This is a genomic window from Stenotrophomonas maltophilia (assembly GCF_039555535.1).
Classification (GTDB): Bacteria; Pseudomonadota; Gammaproteobacteria; order Xanthomonadales; family Xanthomonadaceae; genus Stenotrophomonas; species Stenotrophomonas maltophilia_Q.
Map to the genome: position 1 here is coordinate 286295 of NZ_CP154630.1, position 11915 is coordinate 298209.

Below are 11915 nucleotides of genomic sequence, written 5' to 3' on the forward strand. Positions count from 1 at the left end.
CAGCCATGAGCCACTCGATGACGACGGAACTGGAAGAAGCGCAGCAGGCGTACCGCGAGGCCGCGCGCGACTTCGCACAGGCCGAACTGGCACCGCACGCCGCGCGATGGGATGCGGAGGGCATCTTTCCGCGCGAGGCGATCGCCAAGGCCGGTGAACTGGGCTTCTGCGGTCTGTACATGGACCCGGAAGTGGGCGGCAGCGGCCTGAGCCGACTGGACGCCGCCGTCGTCATCGAGGAGCTCGCCAACGTCGATCCGTCGACCGCGGCCTACATCAGCATCCACAACATGGCCTCGTGGATGGTGTCCAAGTGGGGCCAGCCGGCACTGCGCGATGCGTGGGGCACCGACCTGTCCTCGGGCATCAAGCTGGCCTCGTACTGCCTGACCGAGCCGGGTGCCGGTTCCGATGCGGCCTCGCTGAAGACCACGGCGGTGCGCGATGGTGATCACTTCGTGCTGAACGGCTCCAAGGCCTTCATTTCCGGCGCTGGTGCCACCGAGCTGCTGGTGGTGATGGCGCGTACCGGCGGTGTCGGTGCAGGTGGCGTCAGCGCCATTGCAGTGCCGTCGGACCTGCCGGGCATCAGCTTCGGCCGCAAGGAAGAGAAGATGGGCTGGAACAGCCAGCCCACCCGTGGCATCACCTTCGAAAACGTCCGCGTGCCGGTCAGCCACCTTCTGGGAGAGGAAGGTGGCGGCTTCAAGCTGGCGATGAAGGGGCTGGACGGCGGCCGCATCAACATCGCCGCCTGCTCGCTGGGTGCCGCGCAGGGCGCGCTGGATGCCGCACGCCGCTATATGGGCGAGCGCCGCCAGTTCGGCAAGGCGCTGGCCGAGTTCCAGGCGCTGCAGTTCAAGCTGGCCGACATGGTCACCCAGCTGGTGGCCGCCCGGCAGATGGTGCACACCGCCGCGCGCAAGCTCGATGCCGGTGCCAGCGATGCCAATGTCTGGTGCGCGATGGCCAAGCGCTTCGCCACCGATGCCGGTTTCAACGTCTGCAACGAAGCGCTGCAGATCCATGGTGGCTACGGCTACATCCGCGAATACCCGATCGAGCGCCTGCTGCGTGACTGTCGCGTGCACCAGATCCTGGAAGGCACCAACGAGATCATGCGGGTGATCGTTGCCCGTCACCTGCTCAACACCGAAGAGGAACTGCGATGAAGGATTGGCGTACCCAGGAGCACGTGGGCCTGAAGGTCGAGGCCGACGGCCACACCGCCGTGGTCACCCTGCACAACCCGCCGGCGCACACCTGGACCGTGCACAGCCTGTCAGCGCTGCGCGACCTGGTCGGCGCGCTCAACGCAGACCGCGACATCTACGCGCTGGTGATCACCGGCGACGGTGAGAAATTCTTCTCCGCCGGTGCCGACCTCAACCAGTTCGCCTCCGGTGACAAGGCCGCTGCACGTGAAGCCGCGCGCCGTTTCGGTGAAGCCTTCGAAGCGCTGTCCGGTTTCCGTGGTGTGTCGATCGCCGCGATCAACGGCTACGCCATGGGCGGTGGCCTGGAATGCGCGCTGGCCTGCGACCTGCGCATCATCGAAGACCACGCCCAGGTCGCGCTGCCGGAGGCCACCGTCGGCCTGTTGCCGTGCGCCGGTGGCACCCAGAACCTGCCGCGCCTGGTGGGCGAGGGATGGGCCAAGCGCATGATCCTGCTGGGCGAGCGCATCAACGCCGAGACCGCACTGCGCATTGGCTTGGCCGAAGAAAAGGTTGGCAAGGGCGAATCCAAGGCACTGGCGCTGGAATGGGCGAAGAAGGCCGGCAAGCAGAGCCCGACCAGCATCGCCGCCTGCAAGACCCTGGTGCAGTCCACCCGCACCGGCACCCACGCCTCGGCGCTGGTGGCCGAGCGCGAAGCCTTCGTCGACCTGTTCGACACCGCCGACCAGGTCGAGGGCGTGACTGCCTTCCTGGAAAAGCGCACCGCGCAGTGGAAGAACGCATGAGCACCGACACCGCTGCCGACGACGCACCGGTGCTGTTCGAAGAGCGCGTGGCCGGCAACGGCACCCGCATCGGCATCGCCACGCTCAACGCGCCGCGTACGCTCAATGGTTTCTCGCTGCCGATGGCGCACCTGCTGCTGAAGCAGTTGAACGCCTGGGCCGACGACGGCGGCATCGCCATGGTGGTGCTGCAGGGTGCTGGCGAAAAGGCGTTCTGCGCCGGCGGCGACCTGCACAGCCTGTACCAGAGCATGGTCGCCTTCCGCGAGGCCGGCCGCAGCGACATCCGCGAGAACGACTACGCGGCCGAGTTCTTCGACGTCGAATACCGCGTCGATTACCTCATCCACACCTACGCCAAGCCGATCCTGTGCTGGGGCCACGGCATCGTGATGGGCGGCGGCATCGGCCTGATGTCCGGCGCCAGCCATCGCGTGGTCAGCGAGCGCTCCAAGCTGGCCTTCCCGGAAATCACCGTCGGCCTGTTCCCCGATGTCGGTGGCAGCTGGCTGCTGCCGCGCGTGCCCGGCAAGGGCGGCCTGTTCCTGGCCCTGACCGGCGCCCTGCTCAACCCGGGTGATGCCATCTATGCCGGCCTGGCCGATGTGCACGTGGCTGAAGAACGCCGCAGCGCGGTGTTCGATGCGCTGCTGCAGGTGGCCTGGTCGGGCGATGCCGCACACAACCACGAACGCCTCAGCCATCTGCTGCAGTCCCACGCCAGCGATGCCGCCACCGGTCCGCTGCTGGCCAATGCCGCGCAGGTCGACGGGCTGTGCGAGGGCGATGACCTTGCCGCCATCATCGATCGCATCAGTGGCCTGCAGACCGACGATGCCTGGCTGCAGGCGGCACAGAAGACCCTCGCTGCTGGCGCGCCGGGCTCGGCGCGGCTGGCCTTTGAACTGCAGCGCCGCAGCGCCGGCCAGGATCTGGCCAGTGTCTATCGTCTGGAGTACATCACCGCGCTGCATTGCGCCGCCCACGGCGATTTCGCCGAAGGCATCCGCGCGCTGCTGATCGACAAGGACCGCAACCCGCAGTGGAACCCGGCCAGCCTGGCCGAGGCCGACACCGCGTGGGCCGATACGTTCTTCGCTTCGCCCTGGGCCGATGCCGCGCATCCGCTGGCCGACCTGGGCACCCCCGTCGCTGAAAGGAGCCTGGCATGAGCCGCATTGCATTCATTGGGTTGGGCAACATGGGTGGCCCGATGGCCGCCAATCTGGTCAAGAACGGCCACACCGTGCGCGTGTTCGATCTGGTCCCGGCCGCAGTGCAGGCCGCCGTCGACGCCGGTGCCAGCGCGGCCGCGTCGGCACGCGAAACCCTGGCCGATGCCGAAGTGGTGATCTCGATGCTGCCGGCCAGCCGCCACGTCGAAGGCGTGTACCTGGGCGACGACGGCATTCTCGCCGCGATTCCCGCCGGTGCACTGGTCATCGACTGCAGCACCATCGCCCCGGCCAGCGCACGCAAGGTTTCTGAAGCCGCCGCCGCGCGCGGCCTGCAGATGATCGACGCGCCGGTGTCCGGCGGTACCGCCGGTGCCCAGGCCGGCACATTGACCTTCATCGTCGGTGGTGAAGAGGACGCGCTGGAACGCGCGCGCCCGGTGCTGCAGGCGATGGGCAAGAACATCTTCCACGTGGGCGCCAGCGGCGCCGGTCAGGTCGCCAAGCTGTGCAACAACATGGCACTGGGCGTGATCATGGCGGTGACCGGTGAAGCCATTGCGCTCGGCGTGGCGCACGGGCTGGACCCGAAGGTGCTGTCGCAGATGATGGCGGTCAGCACGGGCCGCAGCTGGGCCACCGAAGTGTGCAACCCGTGGCCGGGCGTGCTGGAGAATGCGCCGGCCTCGCGCGGCTACAGCGGCGGTTTCGGCAGTGACCTGATGCTGAAGGACATGGGTCTGGCGGTGGAAGCGGCGATGAGTGTCGGCGCCTCGATTCCGCTGGGCGAAGTGGCCCGCAACCTGTACTCGATGAACCACCAGGCCGGCCGCGGCAAGCTGGATTTCTCCAGCGTCGTGCAGCTCATCACGAGCGAGAAGTAACCGGTCTGCGGCGCGCCTTTCCTCCGTATGGATGGCGCCCCCCGGATTCTGTAGAGCCGAGCCCATGCTCGGCTGCTTTTCCGCCGGATGTCTCAGCGTCGGACGGATCAGCAGAGCATGGGCTCGGCGCTACGCAAGCGAATGCGTCCCCGGTCGCGTGCCGGGGCCCATCCGAGGTGGGATGGGCGGACGCCCGGTTTCGACCGGCATCCGCCCATTTTTTTTTGGGGTCGGATCCCTTTCGCAACGCGAAAAGGCTCTGACCCCTGAGATCCTGTGCTGGGGTCAGAGCCCTTTGCCGTTGGCAAAGGGATCCGACCCCGGCCGACCCCGCGTTGCATCAGGCAACGATCAACGTCACGTCGATGTTGCCGCGGGTGGCATTGGAGTACGGGCAGACGATGTGCGCCTTCTGCACCAGTTCTTCCACCTGCTCGCGCGGCACGCCCGGCACGTTGATGGTCAGCTCGGCTTCGATGCCGAAGCCGGTCGGGATCTGGCCGATGCCGACCTTGCCGGTGACGGTGGTGTCGGCCGGCAGCGCGACCTTGGCCTGGCCGGCCACGAACTTCAGCGCGCCCAGGAAGCAGGCCGAGTAGCCCGCGGCGAACAGCTGCTCCGGGTTGGTGCCCGGGCCGCCGGCGCCGCCCAGCTCGCGCGGGGTCGACAGCTGGATGTCCAGCACGTTGTCGGAGGACACGGAACGGCCTTCACGGCCGCCGGTGGAGGTGGCCTGGGCGGTGTACAGAACCTTTTCGATGGACATCGGGATGCTCCTGGTCGGTGGGTGGGTGTTGCGTTGGAGCCTACTTTGCCCGGTTTCCGCGTACGTTGGGTTGCAATGCGTACGAAAAACTTGATTGATCGTCCTGCGGGCCTAGATCGTCCATTCGCGGTCGGTGGTGAACATGATGGTCAGCCAGCGGTCCGGCGAAGCCTCGCCCAGTGCATCGCCGATCTCATCACGCAGCTGGTCCCATTCCACCAGCGGCCGCGGCGGGTCGTCCTCGCGCACCACGAAGAACAACTCGATCTGCTCGCCACGCCCCACCTGCGCCACGTAGCTGCGGTGCTCGACGAAGCCATGCCTGGCGACGATGCCGCGCGCCACCGCATCCACGTGGGCCTGCAGTTCCGGCGGCGTCACCAGCAGGATGCCGGCCAGCGCCCGGCGTACGGTGCCGAGCGGGGCGATCATCACCAGCACGCAGACGAAGGCGAGGATGGCCGGGTCGATGTACGGCCCGACCCAGGCCCACGAGGTGCCCTGCACCAGCACGCCGCCGAGGAAGGCCAGCAGGTAGCAGGCCGACATGCTGGCCGCGATCACCCAGTTCTTTGCATCCAGCGCGATGAACTCCGAGCCGATGCGGCGGTTGGCGCGCAGGATGAACCACGCCAGTGCGCCTTCGCCCACGATCGACAGCCCGGCAAAGGCGATGGCCGGGCCCAGCGCAATGTGGCGGCCCCCGGACATCAGTGCATCCACCGCATTGACCAGGGCATACAGTGCCGCACCGATCATCAGCGTGCCGCTGACCCCCAGCACGATCGGTTCCAGGTGCCAGAAGCCCATGGTGAAGCGCTGGTTGAGCCGCGATTGCAGGGCGTCGGTCTGTGTGGACAGCGCGATCAGCCGTGCCACCAGCAGCGACAGCCAGGTCATCACCACGTCGATCAGGCCGTAGATGCCGTCGAAGATGATCAATGACGAATTGGCGAGCAGGCCGAACACCACCGCCGCCGCGGCCAGCAGCAGCGAAGCGGCGATCGACAGGCGCAGCACGCCCTGTTCGGTGGCGGGGTCGAAGAACTGCGGGCGATCGGTAGGCATGACCCGATTGTAGAGCGGCGCCATGCTCCGCTGCCTTCTGCTGCCCGGCATCGTCGTCGTCCTGCCGCTGATTCCCGAGGCTATCGCCCTCTCGCTCATCGCCGGCGTCAACCCGCGTTCTCCATTGCCTTCATCGCCGGCATCCTGGGAAACGCTGCGCATCCTGTTGCCGGTGTCGGCCACGCTGGCCGTGGTCGGCCCGCTCGAATCGATGATGACCACCTGTGGGACCTGACTGCCGTGGCCGCCTTGGAACGCGCGCAGGAAAAGCTGGCCGCGCATGGTGCGGAGGTGACGATGGTGGGCCTCAATGCGGCCTGCCAGACATTGATCGAGCAGGTGGAAGCGCGCGGCGGCGGGCACTGAAGCGGTCACCTGGCCCGGGTAGCGCCGGGCCACGCCCGGCGAATGAAGCGGTCGCGGTCAGGCCTTGCCGGCCTGCACGATCAGGTGCACCCCAAGCGCTGACAGCACACGTTGCACGGTATCGAAGCGTGGGTGTGCTCCGGGGCGCAGCGCCTTGTACAGGCTCTCGCGTCCAAGACCGGACACCTCGGCAACGCCGCCCATGCCGCGGGCGCGCGCCACTGTTCCGAGCGCCTCCTGGAAGTGGCCCGCATCACCTGCTGCCAACGCCTCGCTCAGATAGGTGGCGATTGCGACGTCATCAGCCAGATAGTCGGCGGGGTCGAAGGGAATCGTCTTCAGCTTGCTCATGGGGAGAGTCCTGGGAACGGCATGGAATCAAATGGTGGCTACAGCAGCTCCGCGAGCCTGACCGCTTTTTCGATATCGCGACGCTGGCTCGACTTGTCGCCACCGTGCAGGAGCACGACGATGGATCTCCCGCGACGCGTGAAATACACGCGATATCCCGGCCCATGGTTGATTCGCAGTTCGCTCACGCCATGACCCACTGATCGAACATCTCCCTCGAGACCGCGGGCGACGCGCTGCAGGCGCTCCACGATCACGCCGCGGGCCCTGCTGTCGTTGAGTCCGCGCAGCCATCGCGTGAATGTTTCTGTTGCCTGGAGAATCGCCATTCATCCACAGTATCCATAAGGATACATGGTTCAATTGGCATCCGCGACGATCATCGACGCACCGTGCTCGACCCCACTGGTCTGCCTCAGGCGGACCAGTGGGAGCGCGCGAATGACGACAGCAGGCCCGTGGGCCTGCATCCCTCACGCCATCATGGCCCGCGGCCCGTGCTGCTGGGTCTGCTGGTCGATCTTCTGCTGCTCGCGCTGCTGATCGCTCACCTGCAACGCCCGCTCGCTGTTCTCCTGCACGCTCTGGCGCATCGCGTCAGCGGTTGATACCGGCGCGGTATTGCGGTTCAACGCGCTTTCGTCGTGCAGTGCATTGGCCTGCACCGCGCGCGCCATCGAGCCATCCTGGTTCAGCTCAACGCGATCAACCCGGTTCAGGCCGGCGCGCGCAGCTTCCACGGTAAGCGCAGCGGCCAGCTTCTCGCTGTGCTCGCCGGAGGGCAGGCCACGCGCTTCCTCGGCGAACTTCACCTGCACCAGGGTTTCGGTGTACAGCCAGTTCTGTGGGCTGCGCGGGTCGGACATCGGGTACACCGTCTCGCGCGCTGGCTCGGCCGCTGCCTGCTGTTCCGGGGTGTTGCCCTGTCCCTGCGCACGCTGCCGCACTTCATTGGCCAGCGCCTGGCGGGTTTCCGCATCGGCGATGCCAGTCGCAGGCAGGCCATGCTGCTGCTGGAAGGTGTTGATCGCGTGGCGGCTGCCGCCGCCCAGATAGCCGTCGCTGCCGATGGCCTGGCCCTTGGCATCGGTCAGCCCCAGCGCGGCCAGGTTGCCCTGCAGTTCGCGCGCGTCGCGGTCGATCGCGGCCAGCGTGGCCGGGCCGGCCTTGCCGTCCACCGGGTCCAGATTGTGTGCGCGCTGGAAGTCTTCCACCGCCTTGCGGGTAGTGGCATCGAAGCGCCGGTCCGGATTCAGCGTCTGCTGGCCGTCAGCACTGGCATGGCCCAGCGTGACCAGGTTGCTTTCCAGCTTCAGCACGTCACGGCCGCTGGACCCTTCCTTCAACGTCTGCGAACCGGCCTGCTGGCGCGGTGCGCCGATCTGGCCCAGCGCCACCTGGATATCGGCGTCGTTGTGCTCACCGGCAGGCGAGTAGTCGCGGCTGCTGACCTTGGCATGGGCGCGGTCCATTGCGTCCTTGTTGTTGGCATACGCGTCCTCATAGCGCACGGCGATGTCGCCGGCCTTGGGCGCATCGAAGTACTGGTAGGTTTCGCGGATCTGCCCGGCCTTGGCGCGCAGCGCCTCGTAGTCACCGCCTTCTTCCAGCACCTTCTGCAGCTTGGGCAGCTGGCTGGGCAACTGGTTGGCGGTCTTGGCGATCAGGCTGATCGCTTCGAAGCGGTTTTCCTCGGCGATGCCGCTGCCGTGCGCGTCCACCATCGTCATGCCGATCCGGGTGGCGTTGCGCACCTGCGGGTAGTCGATGTTGGCGTGGATCCACTGCTTGCCCTCGGCCGAACCGGCCCAGGCGTTGATGCTGTCGCGTGTGCTGGTATCGATGAACTGGATCGAGCTGCGCCCGCTCAGGCCATTGCCGTGGCTGAGCAGGTCGCGGCGCAGGTCGGCGTGGTCCTGGGTGAAGGGCAGGTTGTGCGCCTTGGCATAGCTGCTGGCCTGATCGATCACGGCGTCGACATAGGTCGTCTCACCCGCCTTCAGTGCGTGGCCGTCGATGGCGCCCAGTGCCCATTCGCCACGCTGGCCGAAGTCGACCTGGATCGCGCCCAGGCTGTAACCGCTGTTCTGCGCGACTTTGTTCACCGTGCCCCAGTGCGGTTCGGTCACGCCCTGGGTGATGCCGGCGATGGCCAGATGGTAGGAGGCGGGGCCACCTTCGGTGCCACGGCCGACGGCGAAATACACGGCGCCGGAGGTGGCATCGAGATCGTGGGTATCGATGTTGGTTGGCATGTCTTACATCCTTGTGCAGTCAGAGGGTCTGCCCCTCATGGGTCAGTCCAGCAGCTGGAGATACTTCTGCAGCTGGTCGGCGCGCGCGCTCAGGCGCATCACATCGTTCAGCTCGCCCTGCAGGTTGCCGGGCTGCGAATCGTCGTAGAGCGCGGCATCCAGTTCACCATCGCGGCTGCGCGACTGCAGCCACGCGCGCTGGGCATTCACCAGCTTGGTCTTCTTCGCGCCACTCAGCTTTGCCTGCAACTGGCGGTAGGCCTGGTTCAGGCGCTGGTCCTGGCGCGCGCTTTCCGAGGTCAGGCAGGCGGCCTGCTCGACCGCACCCTGCGCCTTGTCACGGCAGGTGGTGAAGGTCGGGCTCAGCCCGGTGGCCGCCGGTGCTGCGGTTGCCGTTCCGATGGCCAGGGTGGCGACGGCCAGCGCGGTGGCCAGGGTCCTGCTCAAACGCTTGTGCTGCATCATCTGCTCCACACGTCCAATCCATTGCGAGCGCTGGACTATAACGGCGTCAATATTTCGTCGTCGTCAACGAATCGCGACAACTGTGACCGGTTGCCCGTCATTGCGGGTGGGCGCCGCCCGGCGTGCGGACGGCCCTCGGGCCGGGGCGCCGAAGCGGTATCCCGGCGCCACCCGCCGCCATTCAGCCACCCGGTGTAAACTATTGATCTCACTGGCAATGCCAGTTTCCACGATCAACACCCCGATGACGTCCGCCACCGCCCGTTACGCCGATTCCCTGCGCCTGTCCGTTGCCCCGATGATGGACTGGACCGATCGCCATTGCCGCGTGTTCCATCGCGTGCTGGCGCCGGGCGCACGCCTGTACACGGAAATGGTGCACGCCAACGCGGTCATCCACGGCGATCGCGAGCGCCTGCTCGGCTTCGATGCCAGCGAACAGCCGCTGGCGCTGCAGCTGGGCGGCAGCGATCCGGCCTTGCTGGCGCAGGCTGCGCGCATCGCCGCCGAGTGGGGTTACGACGAGGTCAACCTCAACTGCGGCTGCCCATCCGACCGCGTGCAGGCCGGGCGTTTTGGCGCCTGCCTGATGCGTGAGCCGGTGCTGGTGGCCGAGTGCGTGGCGGCCATGGTCGATGCGGTCGACATCCCGGTGACGGTGAAGTGCCGCCTGGGCGTGGACGAGGACAACGACTACGACGTGTTCGCCGCCTTCGTCGACCGCCAGGTCGCCGCCGGTGCCAGCATGGTGGTGGTGCATGCGCGCAATGCCTGGCTCAAGGGCCTGTCGCCGAAGGAGAACCGCGAGGTTCCGCCGCTGAAGTACGACTGGGCCTACCGCCTCAAGCAGGAGCGCCCGGCACTGCCGGTGGTGATCAACGGCGGCCTGGCCAGCATCGAGGCGGTGCAGGCGCAGGCCGCGCACGTCGACGGCGTGATGCTGGGCCGCGCGGCTTACCACGACCCTTACCTGCTGCATCAGCTGGAGGCGCTGCACACCGGCGCCCCGCTGCAGGCCCGTGGCGATCTGCTGCGCGCGCTGCGCCCCTATGTGGAAGCACGGTTGGGCGAAGGCCTGGCGCTGAAGCACATCACCCGCCACCTGCTCGGCCTGTTCCACGGCCAACCCGGTGGCCGCGCGTTCCGCCAGGTGCTGAGCGAGGGCGCACACCGCCTTGGCGCCGATTGGACCCTGGTCGAGCAGGCGCTGGCCGTCACCGAACGCGACGCGGATCGTGCCGCGGCGTGAGCGCGGTCACACTCCTGGCTTGACAAGGGGCGCCGATTCGTCCCGAATGTTCACTTAGCTGAACAACGCAGGGGCGGGGCCGGAAAAGTTCAGACCGGATTCACTGCCCCAAACCAAGAATTTGCAAAGGAATTGTAAAGCGCCGGGTCCCGAACCCGGCTCCCGGATTTACGACTTTTGAACGAATCGCCGAGCTCGGCTAGGATCGCATCGATGTCTTCCGCTCCCTTCCATCGCCGCATTGCCTTCGCCACCTGCGTGGTGCTGTCGGCTGTGCCGCTGTCTTCGGCGCTGGCGCAGCAGCCGCCGCGCGGCGACCAGGGGCGGGCGGAGATGATGGAGCGGGGCGAGCGTGGCAACCGTGGCGACGAGCGTTCGCTGTCCGATGCCGTGCGCCGCGTGCAGCGCACCACCGGCGGCCACATCCTCGGCGCCGAGCGCGTGCCGTTCGATGGTCGTGACATCAACCGGGTGAAGTACATGGACGACCGGGGCCGTGTCCGCTACATGGACGACCCCGCCCCGTCGCGTTCACAGCCGCGCACGCCGCGGTCGGATATGTCATCACTACGCGGCGATAACCCCTGAACAGGGATAGTTGTCGCTATCAACCCGTACCCCACAGGCCTCCGGGCCACACCCAGGACACTAGGGAGAGTTCATGCGTATCCTTCTGGTCGAAGACGAAGCCCCGCTGCGTGAGACCCTGGCAGCCCGGCTCAAGCGCGAAGGCTTTGCCGTCGATGCTGCGCAGGACGGCGAGGAAGGCCTCTACATGGGGCGCGAAGTTCCGTTCGATGTCGGCATCATCGACCTCGGCCTGCCCAAGATGTCGGGCATGGAGCTGATCAAGGCCCTGCGTGACGAAGGCAAGAAGTTTCCGGTGCTGATCCTGACCGCGCGTTCGAGCTGGCAGGACAAGGTCGAGGGCCTGAAGCAGGGCGCCGACGATTACCTGGTCAAGCCGTTCCACGTCGAAGAGCTGCTGGCCCGCGTCAACGCGCTGCTGCGCCGCGCAGCCGGCTGGAGCAAGCCAACCCTGGAATGCGGCCCGGTCGCCCTGGACCTGGCAGCGCAGACGGTCAGCGTGGCCGGCAGCAATGTCGACCTCACCAGCTACGAGTACAAGGTGCTGGAGTACCTGATGATGCATGCCGGTGAACTGGTCTCCAAGGCCGACCTCACCGAACACATCTACCAGCAGGACTTCGACCGCGACTCGAACGTGCTGGAAGTGTTCATCGGCCGCCTGCGCAAGAAGCTGGACCCGGATGGCGAACTGAAGCCGATCGAGACCGTGCGCGGTCGCGGCTACCGTTTCGCGATCCCGCGCAACGAGGGCTGAGCCGGCTCCGCCTGGCGAGACCATG

Annotated in this window: 14 protein-coding genes and 1 pseudogene; 9 read left to right on the forward strand and 6 right to left on the reverse strand. The window is 67.0% G+C overall.

The window, feature by feature from the left end; all coding sequences use genetic code 11:
* Positions 1 to 5 precede the first annotated feature (5 nt).
* The 4 genes from AASM09_RS01185 to mmsB are packed head-to-tail and all read left to right on the forward strand — an operon-like array spanning position 6 to position 4025.
* Entirely contained in the window at positions 6 to 1172 is a 1167-nt protein-coding gene (locus AASM09_RS01185) for an acyl-CoA dehydrogenase family protein (protein ID WP_049431356.1), read from the forward strand.
* The gene (locus tag AASM09_RS01190) at positions 1169 to 1966 is read left to right on the forward strand and encodes an enoyl-CoA hydratase (RefSeq protein ID WP_049431358.1); all 798 of its coding nucleotides are present in this window, start codon (positions 1169 to 1171) and stop codon (positions 1964 to 1966) included. Before AASM09_RS01185 ends, AASM09_RS01190 begins: the two co-directional genes overlap by 4 nt.
* The gene (locus tag AASM09_RS01195) at positions 1963 to 3138 is read left to right on the forward strand and encodes an enoyl-CoA hydratase/isomerase family protein (RefSeq protein WP_049431361.1); all 1176 of its coding nucleotides are present in this window, start codon (positions 1963 to 1965) and stop codon (positions 3136 to 3138) included. Before AASM09_RS01190 ends, AASM09_RS01195 begins: the two co-directional genes overlap by 4 nt.
* Positions 3135 to 4025 carry a 3-hydroxyisobutyrate dehydrogenase gene (gene mmsB / locus AASM09_RS01200; RefSeq protein WP_004136647.1) on the forward strand — a complete coding sequence of 297 codons (891 nt, stop codon included), beginning with the start codon at positions 3135 to 3137 and terminating at the stop codon, positions 4023 to 4025. Before AASM09_RS01195 ends, mmsB begins: the two co-directional genes overlap by 4 nt.
* Before the next feature lie 340 nt (positions 4026 to 4365).
* On the opposite strand, the gene AASM09_RS01205 is transcribed toward mmsB, so the two are convergent.
* Together AASM09_RS01205 and AASM09_RS01210 are read right to left on the reverse strand one after the other, a co-directional pair.
* Positions 4366 to 4791, reverse strand: a complete 426-nt coding sequence (locus AASM09_RS01205; protein WP_004153735.1) for an organic hydroperoxide resistance protein — start codon at positions 4789 to 4791, stop codon at positions 4366 to 4368.
* 111 nt (positions 4792 to 4902) lie between these two features.
* The gene (locus tag AASM09_RS01210; RefSeq protein ID WP_049431365.1) at positions 4903 to 5883 is read right to left on the reverse strand and encodes a cation diffusion facilitator family transporter; all 981 of its coding nucleotides are present in this window, start codon (positions 5881 to 5883) and stop codon (positions 4903 to 4905) included.
* Between AASM09_RS01210 and AASM09_RS01215 the strand changes: the two genes are divergently transcribed.
* Both AASM09_RS01215 and AASM09_RS01220 read left to right on the forward strand, forming a co-directional pair.
* Positions 5882 to 6094 (forward strand): hypothetical protein, encoded by a 213-nt coding sequence (locus tag AASM09_RS01215; protein WP_049431367.1) that lies wholly within the window; start codon positions 5882 to 5884, stop codon positions 6092 to 6094. The genes AASM09_RS01210 and AASM09_RS01215 overlap by 2 nt on opposite strands.
* A pseudogene (locus AASM09_RS01220) lies at positions 6058 to 6225 on the forward strand (sodium-independent anion transporter); the annotation flags it as partial. The gene AASM09_RS01215 and the pseudogene AASM09_RS01220, both read left to right, overlap by 37 nt.
* A gap of 57 nt (positions 6226 to 6282) precedes the next feature.
* Here AASM09_RS01220 and AASM09_RS01225 read toward each other — a convergent pair.
* From AASM09_RS01225 to AASM09_RS01240, 4 genes are all read right to left on the reverse strand, one after another.
* Positions 6283 to 6576: an addiction module antidote protein gene (locus AASM09_RS01225; RefSeq protein WP_049431370.1), complete on the reverse strand. Its 294-nt coding sequence runs from the start codon at positions 6574 to 6576 to the stop codon at positions 6283 to 6285.
* Positions 6577 to 6614: 38 nt separating this feature from the next.
* Positions 6615 to 6905, reverse strand: a complete 291-nt coding sequence (locus AASM09_RS01230; RefSeq protein ID WP_049431373.1) for a type II toxin-antitoxin system RelE/ParE family toxin — start codon at positions 6903 to 6905, stop codon at positions 6615 to 6617.
* 144 nt (positions 6906 to 7049) lie between these two features.
* Positions 7050 to 8831: a peptidoglycan-binding domain-containing protein gene (locus tag AASM09_RS01235; RefSeq protein WP_049431376.1), complete on the reverse strand. Its 1782-nt coding sequence runs from the start codon at positions 8829 to 8831 to the stop codon at positions 7050 to 7052.
* A gap of 42 nt (positions 8832 to 8873) precedes the next feature.
* Entirely contained in the window at positions 8874 to 9293 is a 420-nt protein-coding gene (locus AASM09_RS01240; protein WP_219632166.1) for a lysozyme inhibitor LprI family protein, read from the reverse strand.
* A 220-nt stretch (positions 9294 to 9513) separates the two neighbouring features.
* Between AASM09_RS01240 and dusA the strand changes: the two genes are divergently transcribed.
* The 3 genes from dusA (at position 9514) to AASM09_RS01255 (ending at position 11890) form a co-directional block, all read left to right on the forward strand.
* Complete coding sequence (gene dusA / locus AASM09_RS01245; RefSeq protein ID WP_049431382.1) at positions 9514 to 10545, forward strand: tRNA dihydrouridine(20/20a) synthase DusA; 1032 nt, start codon at positions 9514 to 9516, stop codon at positions 10543 to 10545.
* 213 nt (positions 10546 to 10758) lie between these two features.
* A complete protein-coding gene (locus AASM09_RS01250; RefSeq protein WP_049431386.1) occupies positions 10759 to 11133 on the forward strand; it encodes a hypothetical protein in 375 nt (124 codons plus the stop codon).
* 73 nt (positions 11134 to 11206) lie between these two features.
* The gene (locus AASM09_RS01255; protein ID WP_004136763.1) at positions 11207 to 11890 is read left to right on the forward strand and encodes a response regulator transcription factor; all 684 of its coding nucleotides are present in this window, start codon (positions 11207 to 11209) and stop codon (positions 11888 to 11890) included.
* Positions 11891 to 11915: the final 25 nt, after the last annotated feature.

Coding starts and splice junctions, on each gene's coding strand:
- AASM09_RS01205 (WP_004153735.1), bottom strand. CDS start 4,791: ATGTCCATCGAAAAGGTTCTGTACACCGCCCAGGCCACCTCCACCGGC.
- AASM09_RS01230 (WP_049431373.1), bottom strand. CDS start 6,905: ATGGCGATTCTCCAGGCAACAGAAACATTCACGCGATGGCTGCGCGGA.
- AASM09_RS01210 (WP_049431365.1), bottom strand. CDS start 5,883: ATGGCGCCGCTCTACAATCGGGTCATGCCTACCGATCGCCCGCAGTTC.
- mmsB (WP_004136647.1), top strand. CDS start 3,135: ATGAGCCGCATTGCATTCATTGGGTTGGGCAACATGGGTGGCCCGATG.
- AASM09_RS01225 (WP_049431370.1), bottom strand. CDS start 6,576: ATGAGCAAGCTGAAGACGATTCCCTTCGACCCCGCCGACTATCTGGCT.
- dusA (WP_049431382.1), top strand. CDS start 9,514: ATGCCAGTTTCCACGATCAACACCCCGATGACGTCCGCCACCGCCCGT.
- AASM09_RS01185 (WP_049431356.1), top strand. CDS start 6: ATGAGCCACTCGATGACGACGGAACTGGAAGAAGCGCAGCAGGCGTAC.
- AASM09_RS01235 (WP_049431376.1), bottom strand. CDS start 8,831: ATGCCAACCAACATCGATACCCACGATCTCGATGCCACCTCCGGCGCC.
- AASM09_RS01190 (WP_049431358.1), top strand. CDS start 1,169: ATGAAGGATTGGCGTACCCAGGAGCACGTGGGCCTGAAGGTCGAGGCC.
- AASM09_RS01215 (WP_049431367.1), top strand. CDS start 5,882: ATGCTCCGCTGCCTTCTGCTGCCCGGCATCGTCGTCGTCCTGCCGCTG.
- AASM09_RS01195 (WP_049431361.1), top strand. CDS start 1,963: ATGAGCACCGACACCGCTGCCGACGACGCACCGGTGCTGTTCGAAGAG.
- AASM09_RS01240 (WP_219632166.1), bottom strand. CDS start 9,293: ATGCAGCACAAGCGTTTGAGCAGGACCCTGGCCACCGCGCTGGCCGTC.
- AASM09_RS01250 (WP_049431386.1), top strand. CDS start 10,759: ATGTCTTCCGCTCCCTTCCATCGCCGCATTGCCTTCGCCACCTGCGTG.
- AASM09_RS01255 (WP_004136763.1), top strand. CDS start 11,207: ATGCGTATCCTTCTGGTCGAAGACGAAGCCCCGCTGCGTGAGACCCTG.